Source organism: Komagataeibacter xylinus, from assembly GCF_031081985.1.
GTDB lineage: Bacteria > Pseudomonadota > Alphaproteobacteria > Acetobacterales > Acetobacteraceae > Komagataeibacter > Komagataeibacter xylinus_E.
This window is the reverse complement of sequence record NZ_JARWSK010000001.1, coordinates 466,779-485,374: the sequence shown is the minus strand read 5'-3', so window position 1 is coordinate 485,374 and position 18,596 is coordinate 466,779. Positions and strand designations below refer to the sequence as shown.

At 60.9% G+C, this 18,596-nt stretch carries 23 protein-coding genes; 15 read left to right on the top strand and 8 right to left on the bottom strand.

The features are described 5' to 3' along the window. Nucleotides 1-23: 23 nt before the first annotated feature. The 9 genes from QEG70_RS02405 to QEG70_RS02365 are packed head-to-tail and all read left to right on the top strand — an operon-like array spanning nt 24 to nt 5,873. The gene (locus QEG70_RS02405) at nt 24-491 is read left to right on the top strand and encodes a phage GP46 family protein (protein ID WP_308719182.1); all 468 of its coding nucleotides are present in this window, start codon (nt 24-26) and stop codon (nt 489-491) included. Beyond that, nucleotides 488-1,561, top strand: coding sequence for a baseplate J/gp47 family protein (locus QEG70_RS02400; RefSeq protein WP_308719181.1), 1,074 nt, complete (start codon nt 488-490; stop codon nt 1,559-1,561). Before QEG70_RS02405 ends, QEG70_RS02400 begins: the two co-directional genes overlap by 4 nt. Next, nucleotides 1,558-2,199, top strand: a complete 642-nt coding sequence (locus QEG70_RS02395) for a putative phage tail protein (protein ID WP_308719180.1) — start codon at nt 1,558-1,560, stop codon at nt 2,197-2,199. The genes QEG70_RS02400 and QEG70_RS02395 overlap by 4 nt, the downstream gene beginning before the upstream one ends. Further along, nucleotides 2,199-3,563, top strand: a complete 1,365-nt coding sequence (locus tag QEG70_RS02390; protein ID WP_308719179.1) for a glycine-rich domain-containing protein — start codon at nt 2,199-2,201, stop codon at nt 3,561-3,563. Before QEG70_RS02395 ends, QEG70_RS02390 begins: the two co-directional genes overlap by 1 nt. A gap of 3 nt (nt 3,564-3,566) precedes the next feature. Then, nucleotides 3,567-3,992 (top strand): hypothetical protein, encoded by a 426-nt coding sequence (locus tag QEG70_RS02385; protein ID WP_308719178.1) that lies wholly within the window; start codon nt 3,567-3,569, stop codon nt 3,990-3,992. Then, on the top strand, nt 3,989-4,330 hold the full coding sequence (locus QEG70_RS02380; RefSeq protein ID WP_308719177.1) for a hypothetical protein: 342 nt from the start codon (nt 3,989-3,991) through the stop codon (nt 4,328-4,330). Before QEG70_RS02385 ends, QEG70_RS02380 begins: the two co-directional genes overlap by 4 nt. Then, nucleotides 4,327-4,593 (top strand): hypothetical protein, encoded by a 267-nt coding sequence (locus tag QEG70_RS02375; RefSeq protein ID WP_308719176.1) that lies wholly within the window; start codon nt 4,327-4,329, stop codon nt 4,591-4,593. The genes QEG70_RS02380 and QEG70_RS02375 overlap by 4 nt, the downstream gene beginning before the upstream one ends. Further along, entirely contained in the window at nt 4,590-5,024 is a 435-nt protein-coding gene (locus tag QEG70_RS02370) for a hypothetical protein (RefSeq protein WP_308719175.1), read from the top strand. The genes QEG70_RS02375 and QEG70_RS02370 overlap by 4 nt, the downstream gene beginning before the upstream one ends. Nucleotides 5,025-5,075: 51 nt before the next feature. Further along, complete coding sequence (locus QEG70_RS02365) at nt 5,076-5,873, top strand: DNA adenine methylase (RefSeq protein ID WP_308719174.1); 798 nt, start codon at nt 5,076-5,078, stop codon at nt 5,871-5,873. A gap of 172 nt (nt 5,874-6,045) precedes the next feature. Here the strand turns inward: QEG70_RS02365 and QEG70_RS02360 are convergent, their stop codons facing one another. The 3 genes from QEG70_RS02360 to QEG70_RS02350 form a co-directional block, all read right to left on the bottom strand. Beyond that, nucleotides 6,046-7,137, bottom strand: a complete 1,092-nt coding sequence (locus QEG70_RS02360) for a hypothetical protein (protein WP_308719173.1) — start codon at nt 7,135-7,137, stop codon at nt 6,046-6,048. A 101-nt stretch (nt 7,138-7,238) separates the two neighbouring features. Further along, nucleotides 7,239-8,282 carry a DUF4272 domain-containing protein gene (locus QEG70_RS02355; protein ID WP_308719172.1) on the bottom strand — a complete coding sequence of 348 codons (1,044 nt, stop codon included), beginning with the start codon at nt 8,280-8,282 and terminating at the stop codon, nt 7,239-7,241. Nucleotides 8,283-8,305: 23 nt separating this feature from the next. Further along, nucleotides 8,306-9,379 carry a DMT family transporter gene (locus QEG70_RS02350; protein WP_308719171.1) on the bottom strand — a complete coding sequence of 358 codons (1,074 nt, stop codon included), beginning with the start codon at nt 9,377-9,379 and terminating at the stop codon, nt 8,306-8,308. Here QEG70_RS02350 and comJ point away from each other — a divergent pair. Further along, on the top strand, nt 9,378-10,421 hold the full coding sequence (comJ, locus tag QEG70_RS02345) for a competence protein ComJ (RefSeq protein ID WP_308719170.1): 1,044 nt from the start codon (nt 9,378-9,380) through the stop codon (nt 10,419-10,421). The genes QEG70_RS02350 and comJ overlap by 2 nt on opposite strands. A gap of 43 nt (nt 10,422-10,464) precedes the next feature. Here the strand turns inward: comJ and QEG70_RS02340 are convergent, their stop codons facing one another. Beyond that, a complete protein-coding gene (locus tag QEG70_RS02340; RefSeq protein WP_308719169.1) occupies nt 10,465-11,019 on the bottom strand; it encodes a hypothetical protein in 555 nt (184 codons plus the stop codon). Between the two features lie 120 nt (nt 11,020-11,139). Then, a complete protein-coding gene (locus QEG70_RS02335; protein WP_308719168.1) occupies nt 11,140-11,505 on the bottom strand; it encodes a hypothetical protein in 366 nt (121 codons plus the stop codon). Nucleotides 11,506-11,894: 389 nt separating this feature from the next. Here QEG70_RS02335 and QEG70_RS02330 point away from each other — a divergent pair, with 389 nt between their 5' ends. From QEG70_RS02330 to QEG70_RS02310, 5 genes are all read left to right on the top strand, one after another. After that, complete coding sequence (locus QEG70_RS02330; protein WP_308719167.1) at nt 11,895-12,866, top strand: helix-turn-helix domain-containing protein; 972 nt, start codon at nt 11,895-11,897, stop codon at nt 12,864-12,866. A 4-nt stretch (nt 12,867-12,870) separates the two neighbouring features. After that, nucleotides 12,871-13,329, top strand: coding sequence for an SMI1/KNR4 family protein (locus QEG70_RS02325; RefSeq protein WP_308719166.1), 459 nt, complete (start codon nt 12,871-12,873; stop codon nt 13,327-13,329). A gap of 184 nt (nt 13,330-13,513) precedes the next feature. Continuing rightward, nucleotides 13,514-14,125 (top strand): YceI family protein, encoded by a 612-nt coding sequence (locus QEG70_RS02320; RefSeq protein WP_308719165.1) that lies wholly within the window; start codon nt 13,514-13,516, stop codon nt 14,123-14,125. A gap of 27 nt (nt 14,126-14,152) precedes the next feature. Continuing rightward, a complete protein-coding gene (locus QEG70_RS02315) occupies nt 14,153-14,581 on the top strand; it encodes a DOPA 4,5-dioxygenase family protein (protein WP_308719164.1) in 429 nt (142 codons plus the stop codon). 410 nt (nt 14,582-14,991) lie between these two features. Beyond that, nucleotides 14,992-15,651 (top strand): sulfotransferase family 2 domain-containing protein, encoded by a 660-nt coding sequence (locus tag QEG70_RS02310; RefSeq protein ID WP_308719163.1) that lies wholly within the window; start codon nt 14,992-14,994, stop codon nt 15,649-15,651. 67 nt (nt 15,652-15,718) lie between these two features. Here QEG70_RS02310 and QEG70_RS02305 read toward each other — a convergent pair whose 3' ends face one another. The 3 genes from QEG70_RS02305 to QEG70_RS02295 all read right to left on the bottom strand — a co-directional run bounded on the left by QEG70_RS02305 (nt 15,719) and on the right by QEG70_RS02295 (nt 18,377). Then, complete coding sequence (locus tag QEG70_RS02305) at nt 15,719-16,783, bottom strand: alkene reductase (RefSeq protein ID WP_308719162.1); 1,065 nt, start codon at nt 16,781-16,783, stop codon at nt 15,719-15,721. Nucleotides 16,784-16,956: 173 nt separating this feature from the next. Continuing rightward, nucleotides 16,957-17,634, bottom strand: coding sequence for a M48 family metalloprotease (locus tag QEG70_RS02300; protein WP_308719161.1), 678 nt, complete (start codon nt 17,632-17,634; stop codon nt 16,957-16,959). Between the two features lie 362 nt (nt 17,635-17,996). Beyond that, nucleotides 17,997-18,377: a hypothetical protein gene (locus QEG70_RS02295; protein ID WP_308719160.1), complete on the bottom strand. Its 381-nt coding sequence runs from the start codon at nt 18,375-18,377 to the stop codon at nt 17,997-17,999. Between the last annotated feature and the right edge of the window lie 219 nt (nt 18,378-18,596).

Sequence of the window (18,596 nt, the reverse complement as noted above, 5' to 3'; positions counted from 1 at the left end):
GGTATTTCGGGATGATGCGGGACATGGCCGCAATCGTTCCCTTTTCCACCACGCAGGTCGCCTATCGGGCGTCCCACCGTTCGTGCGATCTCCAGATCGCGCCCACGGCTGCGGGCCGTGGCACGGTGGCCATCGACACCACCCCGGCATCGGAAATGCTGCTCGCAGCCGGAACCGACCGGCGCGCGCGGGCGGATGATGACCTGCCCGGTGGGGGCACGGCCCCGCTGTCGCGCCGGGGCTTTCAGGGCGATGTTTACCTCCCGGCCGGGCAGCGGGCAGGATCACGCATGTGGCTGCTGGTGCGGGCCAACAGCACCGAGCAGACCCGGCTCAATGCCCTGTCCTATGCCGCCGAGAGCATGGCGGCGCTTGAGGCGCGGCATAATGTGAGCGTGGACATTGCGGCGCAGTATGTCCGGCCGGGCATGATCGGCATCACCTACGCCGTGAACGGCACGCGGGTGGCAACGGCGGTGACGCCGTCATGACGCTGGCGATCCCGACGCCTGACCAGATATTCGCCCGGTTCGCGGCGTTTCTGGATGGGCAGACCTTCACGGCTACGGATGGCACGCTGGTGACGCTCGATGCCCGCCAGCCCAACACCTATGAAAACGTCATCGCGGCAGCGCATGCTTCTGGCCTGTATGAGGTCTATACCTTCCTGCGGCAGGTGGCGGCCGAGCTGATGGTCACGACCGCGACGGAGGATGGGCTGCTGTCGCAGCATGCCACCCAGTGGGGGATGCCGCGCGCATCCGCCACCTATGCCGTAGGCAACGTGAACTGCACGGCCTCGGCCGACCTGACCGTGCCCGAGGGCACCGAGCTGTGCCAGGGCAACATGCGCTGGAAGACCACGGCGGCCGTGGCCATTGCAGCCGGGGCGACCGGGTCGCTGCCGGTGCAGGCCGAGGATGCGGGCACCGCAGGCAATCTGACTGCCGGGACCACGCTCACCCTTGTTTCCCCTCTGGCTGGCGTGGTGAGCCTTGCCGTTGACCAGGGCGGCATTGAGGGTGGCGCCGACCTTGAGGCTGTCGAGGTATGGCGTGCCCGCATCATTGATGCGATCCGTAACCCGCCTGCGGGCGGCAATGCGGCTGACTACCGTAAATGGGCCATTGCCGGGGGTGCCACCTATGTGAACGTGGTGGCCAACTGGGTTGGCACGGGCACGGTGGGCATCATCGTGCTGATGGCGGGTGCTGTTGCGCCCAACGCGGCCGAACTGGCCCAGATACAGGCATATATCGACAGCCAGCGCCCGGTGCGTGGAAATGCCTATGTGGTGGCAGGGCAGACGCAGGCTGTGGATATGGCGATTGTGCTGAACCCGGACACCCAGACCGCCCGTGCTGACGTTCTGGCGCAGCTGGCCACCTATTTCGAGCAGCTGGACATTGGCGATACGGCTTACAAGAGCCGGATTTCCGACAATGTCTCGGCCGTGGCGGGCGAGACCAGCCACCGCATCTATGCGCCCGCAGCTGACGTGACCCCTGCGAACAACGTCAAGCTGGTGGTGGGCACCGTGTCGTGGACGGCCCCCACATGATGGCGCGCGACACGCAGCAGGTGCTCGATGAATGGCTGCACGGGTTGCAGCCATCTGGCTGGGCGTGGTCGAAACGGGCGGACAGCAACAATGCCGGTTTCATGGCCCCGTTTGCGGGCACGGTGGCTGATCTGGAAACGGCCATCGAGGCGATGGTCAAGGAAATCGGTCCTGGCACATCAACCCTGCTGCTGGCGGATTATGAGGCCGTTCTGGGGCCTGATCCGTGCGGCCGTGATGCGCTGGCCGAGACCGTGGACCAGCGCCAGGCGCTTGCGGCCCAGCGGTGGCTCGGCAGGGGTGGGCAGCGGATTGCCGATTACGTGCAGATGGCGGCCCAACTGGGTGTGACCATCACCATTGACGAGCCGCAACCCGCCATCTGCGGCGAGGCGGTCTGTGGCGCGGCCGTGTGCAGCACGCTGGACGATTATTTCGTGTGGGTGGTGAACATCCATACCGGCTCCCCCAGCCTCGTGCCCGATGCCGCGATATGCGCGGAAGCGGTGTGCGGCGCGTCTGTCTGCGGGGATGTGACCCCGCCTGTCGATACCGATGCGGCCGCGATGATCATGTGCCCGATCACCCGCCAGCATCAGGCCGATACCGATGTTGTCTTCAATTTTGTGAGTGCCTGATGGTCGATTACACAACAGCCAGTGGTTTCGTGACGGACGCGCAGGGCCGTCGCCAGTTCGTGGATCGTAACCTGCAATCCGGCGTGCAGGGCACGGACCTGGTCGAAGCCGATTTCAACATGAACCGCAACGAGCTGGTCAATCTGGTGCTGCTGGCCGGTCTTGTGCCCAACGGGTCGGACCACACGCAGGTGGGCAAGGCGGTGCAGGAACTGGCAGCCGCTGCTGCGGCGGCAGGTGTATCGGGCACGCTGGGCAAGGCTTCGACCGATCTGGCCGGGGTGGCGCTGTACTGGTCCACCGCACTGTCCTCGCCCGTGTTCACGTATGGGACGGGTGACGGGCAGAAAACGGTGGGTCTGCTGACACTGGGCGGCGGCAACGTGGCTGGCGATATGGACTGGGGCAGCAAGGCCGCTGCGGGCACGGTCACGCAGCGGTTCTGGTCGGCAGGGCCGCCTGCCACGGGTGACGCCACGCCGGATGCCACCCTGACCGTAACGGGCGGCACGCCGGGCACTGCGAACGCGGGCACGCTGGCGTTACAGACCGGCACGCTCGATCTGTCCGGGGTCAAGTCGACGCTGCTCCCGAACGCCACGCTGCCCCAGCAGCCGGTTGTGATGGGGCAGGTTGCCACCCTGACACCGGGACGGCTGCTGAAAATCCAGCGCTTCGATACGGCCGGAACATTCACGTTCACCCCTACGCCCGGCGCAAATTTCTGGCGCGTCCGGGTGCAGGGTGCCGGGGGAAGCGGCGGATCGGCAGCATACAACGAGGGTGCCAGCGTATCCGTGGCGCATTCGGGCGGCGGCGGAACATTCGCCGAGGCCGAGTATTCATTGGCTGATATCGAGGCGGCACTGACAGACGGGTCCATTCCCGTCACGGTCGGGGCAGGTGCCCCGCGCCTGGTCACGTCAGGCGCGATCAATGGGCTGCCCGGCAATAACGGGGGTGCCAGTTCCTTTGGCTCCCTGCTCACCTGCGTTGGCGGTTACGGCGGCAACGCGGGCACGTGGTCCAATAGCGCGGGCTGGTCATCGTCCAACAGCATCCAGTCGGCGGTCGCCACAGGCACGAACATAAAAAGATGCATTCGTGGCGGCTCTCCCGGTGCCGCCATGTGTTTTGCCATGTCGTCGGCCGGTCTGCTGTCATTCCCCGGCGGCGGCAGCGCCTACGGCGACGGCGCGCCCGCTGTTGATGGCGCGAGCCAGAATGCATGGGACGCCACCAACCCCGGCACGGGCGGGTCAGGCATCTGTCTGCCCCAGAATCAGGCCAGCGCGATGCCCGGCGGCGCAGGGGCGGATGGCCTTGTCGAGATCGAGGAATGGCTTGTGGATGAAAGCGCGTAACCCATGACAGCAAAAACCTATGCCTGGATCAGCCCGCAGGGCACGGTCGGGCAGATCATCACGACCGAGGCTGATCTCTCAACGCTCTACGCCCCCGACTTCGTGGCGGCATGTGTGGATGTGACTGGCGTGACGCCAGTGCCTGACCAGCACTGGACGGCCACAAAATCGGCTGCAGGAGCGTGGGCATTTGCAGCGCCTGTTGCGGCCACGGTTTCTCTGGCAACGCAGGCGCAGGGTGCGCAGGCATGGATCATCCAGCAGGCCAACCTTGCCACTGCGATGGGCGAGACCTTTACGGCGGACATGAAAGCCTACGTGACGGCCGTCACAGCGATCGCCAGTGGCACCGACACCACCAGAACGGCGCTGCCTGCCCAGCCCACGGATGTGATGACGGCCAGCACGGCTGCTGTGGCGGCAACGTGAACGGGTTTATCCTGAAACAGGGCACTACGTTCCTGCTGGCTGCCGCGATCCGTGATGGCGCAGGCGGCCCGGCCGACCTGACCGGCTGCACATTTGCCTGCCAGATGCGTGACAGCCTGAACAATCTGGTGGCCACGGTTACGGTCAAACCCGTGGCAGGCCGCACAGGCGTGATCCAGATGACGGCTGGCGATACGGCTGGCTGGGCTGCCGGAGCCTATTTTGTCGATCTCCAGACCACATGGCCGAACGGCGTGGTCAGCCAGACTGGCACATGGCGTGTGTTTGTGGTTCCGGCCATCACGCAGCCGGAGCAGCCGACAGGAGCACAGGCATGAGTGCCGATCTGCTGACCAACAGCCCCATGGTGGTGGAAATCAGCCCCGGTGGCGCAGCTACGACCCCCGTGTCGATCCAGTCCGTGGCATTTGACCAGGAGGGGCAGATGACCGTGACCCTGAGCGATGGAACCGTGCTGCCGCCGGTAGCTTGTGGCGCGCTGCTGGCTGCGGCGGCCGGAGGCAAAAATCTGGTGGCGGTGGATGACAGTGGCAGGTTGTGGGCTGGAGGCAAGCAGATCGGTCAGGCGACAGCATCGTGATCGGGCATTTTTTCGATGTAGTGAATGCCTGGTCTGGCCTGATCGAGGGCGGACTGGGGCTGATTAGCGGCTGGTATGGCAATGTGGCCAAGAACCGTCTGGCCAAACGGCAGGAGCAGCTATCCGCAGGGCAGCAGGCGCTGGAGTTGGTTGCCCAGACCCATGAACTGCTGGTCGATCATATGCACCGTGTTGACGTGCTGACCCAGCAGCGGTGGGCGCAGGATGACACATTGCAGGAAGTCTATGCGCAGGCCATCGCAGCGCGGCTGGTGGTGCATAAACTGGATGCACAAGACGGGCGGCCACTCCGGCAGTTTGAGCCGCTGCCGTCCTATCCTATCTCCGCCGAGACGCCGGACGCGGCTGAGACGGCGGGGGTTGCAGGTGTTGATGCACCTGAACCGCGTGCCGGAAGCACGCACGGATAAACCGCCCCGCCACCGCTGCAGCGGCGTGGGCTATATCGGTGACTGTTACCTATGGAGTCCAGACTGGAAGCCTGTCGGCCTGTAAAACCGGCAGCGCCTTATATCGGTGGAAAACGCAACCTGGCCCGTCGACTCGTCGCGCGGATTGGAGGCATTGAACACCGCATTTATGTCGAGCCTTTCGTGGGCATGGGAGGTGTGTTCCTCAAGCGGCCATTCCGGGCAGAAGTCGAGGTGATCAACGACTACAGCCGCGACGTGGCGAATCTGTTCCGTATCCTGCAGCGTCATTATGTGCCGCTGATGGATATGTTGCGCTGGCAGGTGACCAGCCGTGATGAATTCGAGCGGTTGAAAGCGGCAGAGGCAGAGAGCCTGACTGATCTGGAGCGTGCAGTGCGGTTCCTTTACCTGCAGCGCCTCGCTTTTGGTGGAAAGGTCAATGGGCAGAACTTCGGGGTGTCGCTCCGTCCAGCCCGGTTCGATGTCCACACGCTGGAACCTGTCCTGGCGGATATTCATGCGCGCCTAAGTCGGGTGACGATTGAGTGCCTGCCATTTGCTGACGTTTTGCGTCGGTATGACCGGCCTGATGCGCTGTTCTACCTCGATCCGCCGTATTGGAATTGTGAGGACGATTACGGTGCGCCGTTCCGGCGTGAGGACTTTCAGGTGCTGCTGGATGGGCTGGCAGGACTGAAGGGCAGGTTCATCATGTCTCTGAATGATACGCCAGAGGTGCGTCAGTTGTTCGGTCGGTTTGATATCGAGGCTGTTGACGTGTCCTACTCGTTAAGCAGAGAGGCGCATGCTCGCGGGCGACGTGGGGAAGTGCTGATCTCTAACTAGTGGATGAGAGGCCGCTTAGACGCGTCTTAGAAGAGGAGGAACCCCCTTGTGTGGGGTTCCATTTCCTATGTCCCGCAGTTCCAAACCTGATGGCGCGCTACAACCGTCTGAAAAACGCAATCGCTGGCCCACAAGCATAGATCATGTCACACACGGTAAACAGATGCATGGCTCAACCTGTCGGCATGGCCAATAGGAGCGTATTAAAAGTCACGCGCGCCCTATCATAGTCCCGCTGGCAGTATCGAAACCCGGTGAGTGCGTAAATGAGTTCCACAGGTATGTCGAAGTAGAAATCAATCATATCCGGCAGGTAGCCGCTATCCGCCTCCTCCTTGCGCATGGCCGTGACAATCGCGGCCAGTTGCGCAGGCGGCGTGCCGGTGACGTGCAGGTCATGCGGGCCACCGGGTAGCGAGCGGGTGCGTGACGTACCAACATGGCGCACGGTCCACAACCATGCGCCGTTGGCATAGCCGGTGGCTTCCGTCACATAATCCGGTTCATCGACACATAAGGCAAGGGCTGTGCACCCCGCCGCATAGTGTTCCATATGCGTGGCATGATGAAGGGCTGCGGCAGAATCATTGAACCATACCACCGTCCATCCATCAGCCAGGCTGGCAATGGCGGCAGGTGCCGGACAGTCGGCCTCTGGCCTGCCGGTATCAGCAAGGTGCATGCGGTGCAGCACGGTCTCGCGGTCGATACCGTGGAACAGGAACAGGCCCACCTGGTAGCCAACCGGGCGCGGCGGGCATGTTTCGCGTATCCACGGGCGCAGGCGGATGGGCGGAAAGATGTCCTGCGTGCCTTCCGTCATTTCAAGCGGCGCGAATGTGACCCTGCCGTTGGTTATGGTGTAGGGATAGACGTAATGCGCCGCCGTGCCATCGCGATGCGTGCACATGAGCACGGCAGCCTCGGCCTGCTTGCCACTACCGGGCAGCAGCACGGTGCAGTTGGCCGCCACCACCGCCGCGCGCTGGTGGCTACAGGCCACCCTGTTACGCAGGGCCTGCTTGAGATGGTCAAGCTGGGTGTTGCCGTCCTTTTTGTCCGGCATTGGTTCATCGAACAGTTCAATGGCGCCGCGATACGGTTCGCGCGCCATCAGCGCGCCCAGGGGGGCAAAAACGCCATCGCGCCCCAGCTTGGCTTCTATTTCCGGCATGATGAAGTCGACAAGCGCGGTGAAGTCCTGCGGCGGCACGCTGAGCCAGTAGGGCCGATCCGCGTCATCCCCAACGTCATACTGATCCATTGCGCCGTCCTTGCTGCCTGTAGCGGCGTTCAGGCTACGTTTGGCATGCGAAACCTGTCAATCCGGCTTCCATGCATGGGCGGGGTATGGGCACGACCTTGTCAGGTCGGCGTGGCGATCTCATCCCACGCCGTATCGGGCATGTTATCGAAGCCGGTCAGCCAGTTCAGCGCCGCGTGCCGCTCCATCATGATGTCGGGGCTGAAGCCGCAGGCAGCCCCGCCCGCCTGCCGGGTGATCCAGTGCTGCCGCCATGTCATGTCGAGCAGGTCAAGGATCTCGCCTGCCGGGCGCAGCGCAAGTCTTTCCCCTGCCCCGATGGCCTTGCGAACATGCACGAGATTATCCACATCCAGCGCGCCCTCGGCAGGCCCGAGTGATACGGATGATGGCGAAAGCGCCCAGGCCAGCGTGCTCGCCGCTTCCACGCGCCATGACATCTGCTCGGCCATGACCGGCGTCGGGGCATCGATAAATGCTTTTTCTTGTGGCGTCAGAATGCTGGCATCTATCGGCAGGGTGCGGCAGGTCTCGCTCAGGATATTGTCGGGCGTGCCACACAGGGCAACCCCTTCCGCTCCGACACGGAACAGGCCCAGCAGGCGGTGTTCCATTTCAGCTACGTCGCGGAATACCACCTCCCCTTCCCCCAGCACGGGCGGCATGATGGGCAGGGCCGCAAGCGCCAGCCCCGCAAGTGCATCGAGGCTCCGTTGCCGCCGGGCAATGGCATCGGGCGGATAGGGCAGTTGCGCCGCTTCATTGATCGTGCCATCGGGTGCCATGATGATGGTCAGGTCAGGCGTGCAGATCGTGATATCGGGCATGACCAGCACGGCATTGGCTGCCAGCGCCCAGGCCGACAGGGCCGCCATGTCCTGCACATCAACCTCAAGGCGGACATTATGCCACACGCGCTGCACATGCCGCCACAGGTGGTAGCGCTGTGCCTGCATGGGGCCGCCTGCGCCATGCGTCATGATGTAATGGCCCAGCCCGCGCAACTGGGTGCGCAGCGCGGGGTCGGACAGGTCGCGGCTGTCCATCAGTTCATGGGGAAAAACCAGTGGCGGCAGGTCGCGCAGCGTGGCGTAGACATCAATCTTGAGGGCGGGCTGTGGACGTGACGCATCAGGCAGGGTCATGACGGGTCTTTTTTCTCTTGCTGTCAGGCGGCGTGGCTGTGCCCGTCCTCATGGTCGTGGCGATGATGCAGGTCGGGATAATGGGCGTGACTGTGCTCGAGCCGCGTGTGCACGTGGTAATGGGTGTGCGGCTCGCCCGGCGGGTCATCGGGGCCGTGATCGTGCTGGTGGTGCGCGTCATGCACGTGGCGATGGGTATGGGCCATTTGCTCATGCACATGCGGGTGGTCATGGCGTTCGGTCAGGTGCAGCCACAGACCAATGCCCATGAGCACTGCCGCCACAAGCAGCCGCACCACGCCCTGCGCCGGGAACAGCGCGAGTGACACCACTGCCCCCACAAATGGCGCCAGCGCAAAATATGCCCCCGTACGCGCCGCCCCCAGATGGCGCAGCCCCAACATGAAGGCCACGAGGCTTACCCCATAACCAAGAAACCCCACGACTGCCGCCCCTGCCACCAGCGCTGGCCCCGGCAGATGCGCGTGTTGCAGCACAAGGGCCGCGAGCAGGTTGACACTACCCGCCACAATGCCCTTGAGCATGGCGATGCGCACGGGATCAACTGCCGAGAGGCGATTGCTCAGGTTGTTATCAATGCCCCAGCACACGCATGCCGCAACGATGTAAAGCGCCCCCGGCGCCAGCACCGCATGGCCCTGCCATGACAGCACGCCCGCCCCCAGTACGATGCACGCAGCACCGAACAGTAACCTGCGATCCACATTTTCACGAAATACCACCCATGCGATCAGCAGCGTTGCAATGCTCTCGACATTGAGCAGAAGCGAGGCGCTCGCCGCATCCGTGCGGGCAAGGCCAAGCATGAGCAGCAGCGGGCCAGCCACGCCCCCGGTCGCGATCACCCCCAGCAGCCAGGGCAGGTCGCGGCGTGCAAGGGGGGCTTCATCATGCGTGGGTAGCCGCAGGCCAGCGCGCGCGGCCAGCACCAGTGCCAGCCCCAGGCCGGAGCCAAGATAGAGCAGGCCCGCCGCCATCTGGGCCGACATGTCGCCAAGCAGCAGCTTGGCAAAAGGCGTGCTTGCGCCAAACAGCACGGCAGAAAGCAGGGCAAGGCAGAGGCCGGTGGTCTTCATGCGCCAGACATATCATGTCATAACCACCCCTGTCATGCCGGGGGAAAGACAACAGATGTTCGAGGGGCGTATCAGGATTGCGGGGCACCAGATCAGCCTGTTCGACAGTCGCTCCGGCCTGCCATCACAGGATTGGAATGCCACGCAACGCAAACAGGGCTTTGCCTGGCAACCGGGCAGCGTTTCGTTCTACCTGCCCGAGAATGCCGAGATGGCTTTCGTGGTGGAAGTGGATAAAAGCTACAGGCCCGACCCGGCCGCCCGCACCATCATTGCCGTGCCTTTCAAGGTTGAGGAGGGCGCGACGCTGGTGCTGGGCAGTCATGGCAGCACGCCTGCATTGCCCGTCCCGCCGGGGAATTATGACCTCTATTTTGAATATGACGGCAGCATGGTCACGTTGATTTTCGTGCCGGCCACGAGCACCCTGCCCACGCCAGAGGTGATCCGTGATGCCGATGCCTTTGAGGCACGCATGCTGGATCATTATACCCGCTACCTTGGCCCTGTGGCGCAGGACTGGCGCGACCGCACGCCCGGCTGGCCCATGCGGCTTGTCGCATTTGACGGAACGCCTGCACGCAATGAGCGCTTTTTTGCCACCTGCGGGCTGGGGCAACATGACGCCCGGATGCCTGATGGCTGCAACCTGCACTGCGAACTCATCTTCGCGACCCATCAGGATGCCCCGATGGATGATGTCGTGCGGATGATGCTGGGTGTGTCCGAACTTGTTGGCCGATCAAAAGACGCCCTGCTGGCGGGCGATGTAATCAAATTCACGGCCTCCATCCTGCCCGGCACGCAGTTGACCGGTCTTTATTGCACGATGCCTGTTTTTTGCCTCCCTGGCTTTGCCAGCCTTGAACCGGCAGATGGCGGGGCGCCGATTATCATGATCTGGCTGATCCCGGTTTATGAATGCGAGAAAGCCTATATCAAGACGCATGGCCGGCGCCGGTTCGAGGAGGAACTTGACCGTCTTGATCCTGACCTGCTCGATCTGCACCGGCAGCCGATCGGGTCAGTATCGGGCACCTGATAGACAGTTCCGGGTCAGGCTGTTCGGCAAGAATTATAAAAGGTCACCGCCATTTTTCATGCAGCAGGTCCAGTGCCCTATGCAGGGTGCGGATGCGGGTGCCGGGGTGTTCATCCAGGCCGCACACGGCGCAGACCACGCGCGCCCGGGCAGGCGTGAGCAGGGCCAGCGCACGGTCAATGGCGTGCCGGGCGTTTACGCTGATTTCAGTTTCTTCCAGCGTGCCACCACCCTGCCCGGTTTGCGGGCTGTAACGCTGCACCAGCCGCCCCGTGCGTGTGCAACGCTGCCAGCAGGCCCTGAAGCGCAGCCCAACCGCATGCTGCTCGGCGCTCAGGGCAGCGTTGGCGCGATAGAACAGCCGGTCGAGTTCGCATGTATCCGTCAGGCGGCGTACGGTATGCGGCCGCGCGCCGGGTGCATGTTGCACGCGGACCTGCTCCACCGGGCGCATCAGGGCCGCAGGGCCATCGGTGCCCATGTCCGGTTGCAGTCCTGCTGCAATATCACGCATGCGCAACCGGGCACGGCGTTCAGCCCGCAGCACGGCGGCAGCATGGACAGGCGCGGGTGAAAAAGGAGTGCGTGGGGTGGGCATGGCAATTCCTGTACGACTTTGTGCAACAAAGCCATACTATCGCCACAATATGCAGGCAGGCAGTTTCACCCGCCTGCTCCGCCGCTTAACACCAGCCCGTCAGGTTACCCGCCCCATGCCTCAATGCGTGGCGTGGGCGCTCATGACATCAAACGAGCACGAGGCCCCATGATAGGTTATGCAGCCCGGCCCTTCATCGCTGGACGTGATATCGCCCTGGGCATTGAGCGTAATACCAAGCTTGCAGTTTGTATTCCCGTCATGTGCGACTATTGCGAAGCCGTTGGCCGTGGGTACCGCCTTGCCCTCAAGGCTGGCGAAGCACATCTGCCCCATGGCCTGTACCGAGCCGGTGCCCGCGATCGTATCATACTTGATTGTAGCGGAAGTGGTGCCCTCGGTCGTGCCTTTCCATTCCCGCTGCGCGGCATGGGCATAGAGGGGGCAGGCCAGCAGCAGGGTCCCCATGAACAGACCCTTACGCATGCAGATGTCCTTTCAGGAAATTGCGTATAACCATGAGAACATATTTGGTGAAGATTTTTTAGAGACGGAAAGCGGAATTTCCGTAATGGAAAAAATCGCGCCACACACATGGCAGCTTGCCGTCCATGCCTCCTGCTGTCATCATGATGATGCACACATCGTGACACGGTGTTATTCAGCCTGCCGTAGGGCGTCCGTTTATATGATGGATGTACCGCTTGTGGGGTTTGTGGCTGGCCCCACCGATGCGTCGCCATCCAGAAATGCGGGCTCACGCAATGCCACGGAAGGGCGGACAAAGCCAAAAAGCGGGATAATTCCCATCAATTTAACATAATGGGATATATCCCCCCTACCTTTTGTGCCAATGTTGTGGGATATTTCCCATTATGGATGATACACGCTCCCCCGCCGCCGTCGAGATTGAACGCCGCATGGAGCGGCTTAACCTCAATAAAAAACGTCTGGCCGATCTGGCTGGGCTGAACGAAACCTACGTGCATGACATCCTGCGCGGCAAATCCCGCAATCCCGGAGGCGACCGCCTGGAAAAAGTAGCCGCCATTCTGGGCTGCACCGCAAGCGATCTGCTGCGTGGCGGCAGTAGCGGGGGGGCAGGTGCCGCAGCCTCGCGACTCAAGGCCCTGCGGGAGCGGGCGGGTTACACCGTGCGGGCGCTGGCGCGCGACCTGGGCATGGGGGAGAAATTTTCCAGCTATGCTTTTTATGAGAACAAGCTGAAAAAGGACTTCATTCCCGTTGAACTGGTGCGCAAGCTGGTGCCCCTGCTGACTGATCGTGGCGACCCACCCATTGCTGCATCCGAAGTCTGGGCCCTGTGTGGCATCGTGCCAGGCGCTACGGACCTGAACGAGAGCATAAGCCGCGCCGAACGCGCAAGCATGCCGGTGCATAACGAAGATGGTGCGGTAACCGTGCACGAATACGATATTTCGCCCCAGGCCGGTGCTGGCGCAATCGTTGACCACACGGCCTGTGGGGATGGTGAAGGCCATCCCACGCTGGATTCATGGCGCATCCCGCGTGATTTCATTCGCACCTACCTGCCTGATACCGGGGGGCTTGCCATCATCCGCGTGGCGGGCAATTCCATGGAGCCGGAATTCGTGGCAGGTGATCGCGTGCTGGTCGATACGGGCCACCGTATTCCCTCGCCCGACGGCGTGTATGTGCTGTGGAACGGCATGGGGGTGGTCATCAAGCAGTTGATGCTGGTGCCCAATTCCCGCCCGCCGCGCATCCGCATCATCAGCGTCAACCCGACCTATCCGGTGGATGAGGTTGATGCCTCTGACCTCGTGATCAATGGGCGCGTGGTTGGTAAATGGGTTTGGAAGTAAAAATATGCCTTTTCATGATCTGGTAGCCTGCATAAAAAACAATTCGTGTAATTCTCTTGAGGTTGGTGATGAAAGCCTTGCCCCGACCCCTGAAGATATTGCCGAGGTCGAAAGCATATTGGGCCAGAAACTGCCGCCAAGCTACCTGTTCCTTGCCGAGCATTATGGCTACGCATCTATTTTTGGCGATGAAATATTTTCCATCTACCCTGGGTTCGATCGCAACACGCCCAGCGGTGACATTGCCGAACGCACCGTACTCTACCGCCGCCAGAACGCCATAAAACCTACGGAAATCGTTCTGTGCCGGACGGATTTCGCGGAAATATTCGTGTTTGACACAACCCGTGCCGATGCACGGGGTGAATACCCGGTTCTGCGCACGGTCGGTGATGAATCCACCCTGTACGCACCCACATTTGCTGATTTTATTGTAAAATACAGCCACGATGTCATGGCCTGACAGCGGGCGCGTGCCCTGACATAAATCCTGCCTACGCCCCCTTGCCCTACTGGCGCCGCATTCGGGTTGTAGACAGGCGTTCATGCATCCTGTCACGCCTCGCCCCGCGCGTGGTCACGGCCCCATCGGGGGCTGGTGATCCATGTTCGCACAACCTCACGCGGCACCGTGCGTTAAGCCTGCCATGACAGAACATGCACAACGCCCTGCCCCGCGCCGGGCGCGTCCCTTTGCCTTCCTTGCAGTAATGCTGGGTTGCCTCGGGCTCCCCACCCTTGCGCGCCAGGCCCATGCCACGCCCCAGCATCTCACGCTTACGCCTGACAATACCGCCGTGCTGCTGCACGCGAGCAGTGTCATCGGTGCGATGGACGGGCAGTTTGGCAAGGTCTCCGGCACGCTGGACTATGACCTGTCGCGCCAGACCTGCCATGTGGATCTGAGCATGGATGCCACCACCGTGCACATGGACACCATACTGGAGCGCAAGGCCGCGAAATCAGGCGGCATGCTGGGCACGGATCGCTGGCCCACCGCGCGTTACGTTGGTGACTGCAGGCCGCACATCGTCAATGGCGGCGTGGCCTCGCGCATGGTGGGGCAACTGACCCTGCGCGGCCAGACCCACCCCATGACATTTGAAACCCGGATGGACTTTACCGGCAACACGCTCAGCGTGCTTGACAGTACCGGCACGTTCGATGGGCGCAAATGGGGCATGTCCACCATGCTGCATACCGTAAGGCAGCCCATGCGCACCGAAACGCGCATCACCCTGCCCAATTCACCCCACTAACCCCGCCGCGCAGAAAGTGCACGACACATGACCGATGAGACGACCGCCCCCCGCACCCTGGCCGAGATTGCAAGCTATCATGTGCATGTCTATTTTGACGATGCCACGACACGGCAGGCTGCAAGCCAGTTGCGAGACCGTATTGCCGAGCGCTTTGCCGTCAGGCTGGGGCGCTGGCATGATGTGGCGGTCGGCCCGCATGTGGCGCCTATGTACCAGATCGCGTTCGAGACAGGATTATTCGCAACCTTCGTGCCCTGGCTCATGCTCAATCATGGCGGGTTGAGCCTTCTTGTGCACCCGAACACAACCAATCCCCGCCGCGACCATCTGCGCGACGGCATGTGGATCGGTCGCCCCCGCGCCCTCCTTGCCGACCGCCTGCCCGAACTGACCGATGCCCCCGATCGCGCGGGCGAGGTCAATACACGGCCCGATGGCAGCAAGGCGATCTGAAAGATCGTTTGGAACAAGTCATTGATGGAAATAATAAAAGTTTTTGGGTGCCGCCTTTTTCAAAAAGCTTCACCCAAAACTTCCTTATGATGGCTGGATGTTTTCAGAGCTGACTTTTCACGCGCTTCTTGAGAGCCGGAACTGAGAAACGACCTATTGATACAGTTTTCCTGATACGGCCTTATTTGTAAAAGGCGGTATCAGGAATGTTATTATCGGGCATCGCCATCGACTTCTAAATGGATGGCCCTGGCCGTTGTTTTGCAAAATCGTGCAGCCGTGTCGCAGGCATTGTTGCAATCGGTTCACCTTGGTAACGCACCGTAACATTATCCTGCAGGATAATGACTGCATCATTATCGGATCCGTTTCCCATGCAAACGCTGTTGCAGCCTGTGCTTCGTGTCAAAATGTCCAGCGATGTGCATGAGCGCCTGAGTGAACTCCGTATTGCCTACCCGCCAGGCCCCAAACGGCAACGGCGCGCGGCAATGGTGCGCGCGCGCGGCCTTCTGTTCATTCATGTGCCCAAAAATGCCGGCACATCCATAACCCGCGCCCTGTACGGCATGGATGTGGGGCATGAAACCATACGCTATTTCCAACGCCGCCTGCCCGATCTGGTGCGTTTTCCGTCATTTGCCATCCTGCGTGATCCGGTCCAGCGTTTTCTTTCGGCGTATCGCTATGCCCGCGCGGGCGGTAGCGGGGCGCGGCAGGTGGCGCAAGGGTTCCGCGCATCATATATGGCGCTCCGTGACCTTGATGATGCGCTCGATCTGGTGGCGCAGGCACGCAATCCCTACCATATCGACCATATTTTCCGGGCACAGACATGGTACCTCACCGGGCACGATGGCACCATTGCGGTCAACCATCTGTTCATGCTTGATGAAATGGCGCGCATCGAGCGCTTCATCGCACCGTTTGGTAGCGGGCCGATTGCGCATGTCAATGCCACCGCAGCCAGTGACAAAAGTGAAGTGCCGACCCCTGAGCAGATCCGGCGGATCAGGCAGCTTTACCACGCCGATTATGACCTGATCGACCGGGCCCGGCAGCGCCATTAAGGCAGATTTCATCCTGCCTTGATGCATTGGCCCCCACCATGACGGGAGGAGGCCGGTTGAAGCGGGTTCAGTCGCCCGCCGCGCCAAGCGTTGGGTAGTCGATATAGCCTTCCGGGCCATGAGTGTAGAAAGTGCTGGGGTCTGGCGGCGTCAGTTCCGCGCCCGTGCGCAGGCGCTCCGGCAGGTCGGGGTTGGCAATAAAGGCCTGGCCAAAGGCGATGGCATCGGCCCAGCCTGCCTCAACAGCTTTTTCCGCGCTGGCGGGCGTGAATTTTTCGTTGGCAATATAGACGCCCCCGAACTGTTTTTTGAGTTGCGGGCCAAGGCTGTCCGGCCCTTCCGCCTCACGCGCGCAGATGAACGCAATGCCACGCCGGCCGAGTTCACGCGCCACATAGCCAAAAGTGGCGGCGGGGTCGGAATCCCCCATGTCGTGCAGGTCGCAGCGCGGCGAGAGATGCATGCCCACCCGGTCTGGTCCCCATACATCAATCGCCGCATCGGTCACTTCAAGCATGAGCCGCGCCCGGTTCTCGATCGGGCCGCCGTACTGGTCGGTGCGGTGGTTGGTGGAATCCTGCAGGAACTGATCAAGCAGGTAGCCATTGGCGCCATGAATTTCCACGCCATCAAAACCGGCAATTTTGGCCAGTTCCGCCCCACGGCGGAAAGCTGCGACAATGCCCGGTATTTCATCGGTGCGCAGCGCGCGCGGCGTAACATAACCACGCTTGGGGCGCAGCAGGCTGACATGGCCCTTGGCGGCAATCGCGCTTGGGGCCACCGGGGCCTCGCCATTGAGAAAATACGGGTCTGAAATGCGGCCAACATGCCATAGCTGCATGAAGATGCGCCCACCCACCGCATGCACGGCGGCAGTCACCTTTTTCCACCCTTCCGCCTGCTCTTCCGACCAGATGCCCGGCACATCCTCATAGCCGATGCCCTGGGGCGTAACCGGGGTTGCCTCCGACAGGATCAGCCCCGCGAGCGCGCGCTGGGCATAATACTCGGCCATCAGATCGTTGGGAATATGATCAGGCCCCGCGCGCAGGCGCGTCAGCGGCGCCATGATAATGCGGTTGGGCAGCGTAAGGGCACCGACCTTAAGCGGTGTGAACAGAGTTGGCATGTCACGTCTCCACGGTTCAGTAGAGGCAATGATGGGCGCATAGCCAGCCTGTCGCAAGAGTACGGTGCCGCATGGCGGAGCACACGAATCTTGCACCCAGCAATGGTTGAAGGCAGGTGGGCGGGAAACGGGCGGGCTGCATCATGAGCGCCCGTTCCGGCTGGAAGGGGCGTCTAGTGGCCGCCGTTCACGCATGTAGCGGGCATTTGGGCGGCCTGCATGCCCCGGCCCGGCGTGCAGTACCACGAAATATGTTTCTGTTTGTTGATGCGGGGCATGATCAACATGCTTTTGTTGTGGGATGTCACCGTAATGGCCATGTTGTAGTCATTCAGCGTCAGGGTGTTGCCATTATCCAGATGGTCTTTCTGGCCAATCTGGGCCAGCGAAGCGGGAACATCATGATTATTGATGTAGTAATCCTCCAGCGCGGAGCGGGCCATGGCTGTTTCGCCATACATGAAGTGCGCGCGCAAACCGGGCAGCTGGTCACGATAGATGGGCAGGCCGACCATTATGATGAAAAAGATGATGTAAAAATAGAGGATCATCACCCCTGCCCCGCCAATTCTGCCGCCATAGGGCACCATGGCGACCAGCACGCCAGCCCAGCGGTTACGGCGCGGCAGGCTGGCCTCATGCCCCATGACACGGGCCACGCGCTTGGTCAGCCACGGATAGCCGCCCGTCAGGTCATGAAAGGACATCCAGAAGCCTGCGGTCTCGGACACCTGCGTGCCGTAACGCTCAAGGTTGATGTCCTTCCACCGCGCCCGCCCGGCAGCGAGCGCCACAGGGCGCGGGCTGCATTTTCTGGCTTGGTGGAACATGCCGCGCCATGGCGGTCGCACGTGCTTTCCTTCGCGCGGGAATAGCCTGTGCCGCCAGCAGCGGCAGCCAGAGCGCGGGGAAGCACAGGAAATGCTACCAATATGGCGCATGCGCAGGCGACCCAGTTCATCCCTCTCTGCGCTGGCCATGTCAGTATACCGAAAAATTAATTACCGCAATCGCATCTGTATTTTTATTTCATATTAAAATTAACAATATAGTCCATTAATTGTTCCCATTATTTACAATAAAACCATATCAGGAATTTTATCAGAGCGGTGGTCTGAACGCCTATGGCACGGCCCTTTCGGGAGCCGTGCCATAAGTGATCCGTCATGTTTTATGTGTAAGTCAGATTACCATGTCTGACATTACAGGCATTTTACAGGCCTTCATGCGTCTTGACGTTGGAGGATGACATGACGTGATGCCAGACCACATCTCCGTTATAGATGATATCCAGGGTTTTTTCCTTGCCATGCGACCCATTGGAGAACGCGCCGTAATAGGGAATGAAATTCGTGCCGTTTGCCTTGGTGGTAGCGAAGCTGTACTGCCACTCTTCATGCCCGCTATCCGTAAAGTGGGTGCTCATCGGATCACCAAACATGGCCCGTACCTGCTGCTTGGTTGTCACGTTGTCATGAATCTTCTGGTCGATGGTGTCGGCCGTTTCGTTCTTGATGGAAGTATTGCCGGAGGAAGCACAACCGGAAACCAGAAGAACAGCGGTAAGGCAGCCCGCAATGGCGAATTTATTCATTAATAATTTTTCCATTAACTTAACAAAAGTAAATTGTATCTTTGACTTACATCAAGATATTCTTTTTCCTGAAATATAGGTCTGGACGATAAAAATCCAGAGCAAAAAAATGCACTACTACAGAATTTTCAGGAAAAATGACGCATTTATCTTTAAACATATATATTTTTTACGTTTTATTTAAAAAAATTCAGTAATAATAAAGAAATTTTCAAAATC

Excerpts from the sequence above, each read along its gene's own strand:
- QEG70_RS02315 (WP_308719164.1), top strand. The coding sequence starts at position 14,153 with ATGACCGATGAGACGACCGCCCCCCGCACCCTGGCCGAGATTGCAAGC.
- QEG70_RS02365 (WP_308719174.1), top strand. The coding sequence starts at position 5,076 with ATGGAGTCCAGACTGGAAGCCTGTCGGCCTGTAAAACCGGCAGCGCCT.
- QEG70_RS02390 (WP_308719179.1), top strand. The coding sequence starts at position 2,199 with ATGGTCGATTACACAACAGCCAGTGGTTTCGTGACGGACGCGCAGGGC.
- QEG70_RS02320 (WP_308719165.1), top strand. The coding sequence starts at position 13,514 with ATGACAGAACATGCACAACGCCCTGCCCCGCGCCGGGCGCGTCCCTTT.
- QEG70_RS02400 (WP_308719181.1), top strand. The coding sequence starts at position 488 with ATGACGCTGGCGATCCCGACGCCTGACCAGATATTCGCCCGGTTCGCG.
- QEG70_RS02305 (WP_308719162.1), bottom strand. The coding sequence starts at position 16,783 with ATGCCAACTCTGTTCACACCGCTTAAGGTCGGTGCCCTTACGCTGCCC.
- QEG70_RS02355 (WP_308719172.1), bottom strand. The coding sequence starts at position 8,282 with ATGACCCTGCCTGATGCGTCACGTCCACAGCCCGCCCTCAAGATTGAT.
- QEG70_RS02310 (WP_308719163.1), top strand. The coding sequence starts at position 14,992 with ATGTCCAGCGATGTGCATGAGCGCCTGAGTGAACTCCGTATTGCCTAC.
- QEG70_RS02395 (WP_308719180.1), top strand. The coding sequence starts at position 1,558 with ATGATGGCGCGCGACACGCAGCAGGTGCTCGATGAATGGCTGCACGGG.
- QEG70_RS02385 (WP_308719178.1), top strand. The coding sequence starts at position 3,567 with ATGACAGCAAAAACCTATGCCTGGATCAGCCCGCAGGGCACGGTCGGG.
- comJ (WP_308719170.1), top strand. The coding sequence starts at position 9,378 with ATGCGCCAGACATATCATGTCATAACCACCCCTGTCATGCCGGGGGAA.
- QEG70_RS02405 (WP_308719182.1), top strand. The coding sequence starts at position 24 with ATGGCCGCAATCGTTCCCTTTTCCACCACGCAGGTCGCCTATCGGGCG.
- QEG70_RS02295 (WP_308719160.1), bottom strand. The coding sequence starts at position 18,377 with ATGAATAAATTCGCCATTGCGGGCTGCCTTACCGCTGTTCTTCTGGTT.
- QEG70_RS02335 (WP_308719168.1), bottom strand. The coding sequence starts at position 11,505 with ATGCGTAAGGGTCTGTTCATGGGGACCCTGCTGCTGGCCTGCCCCCTC.
- QEG70_RS02350 (WP_308719171.1), bottom strand. The coding sequence starts at position 9,379 with ATGAAGACCACCGGCCTCTGCCTTGCCCTGCTTTCTGCCGTGCTGTTT.
- QEG70_RS02340 (WP_308719169.1), bottom strand. The coding sequence starts at position 11,019 with ATGCCCACCCCACGCACTCCTTTTTCACCCGCGCCTGTCCATGCTGCC.
- QEG70_RS02330 (WP_308719167.1), top strand. The coding sequence starts at position 11,895 with ATGGATGATACACGCTCCCCCGCCGCCGTCGAGATTGAACGCCGCATG.
- QEG70_RS02375 (WP_308719176.1), top strand. The coding sequence starts at position 4,327 with ATGAGTGCCGATCTGCTGACCAACAGCCCCATGGTGGTGGAAATCAGC.
- QEG70_RS02325 (WP_308719166.1), top strand. The coding sequence starts at position 12,871 with ATGCCTTTTCATGATCTGGTAGCCTGCATAAAAAACAATTCGTGTAAT.
- QEG70_RS02360 (WP_308719173.1), bottom strand. The coding sequence starts at position 7,137 with ATGGATCAGTATGACGTTGGGGATGACGCGGATCGGCCCTACTGGCTC.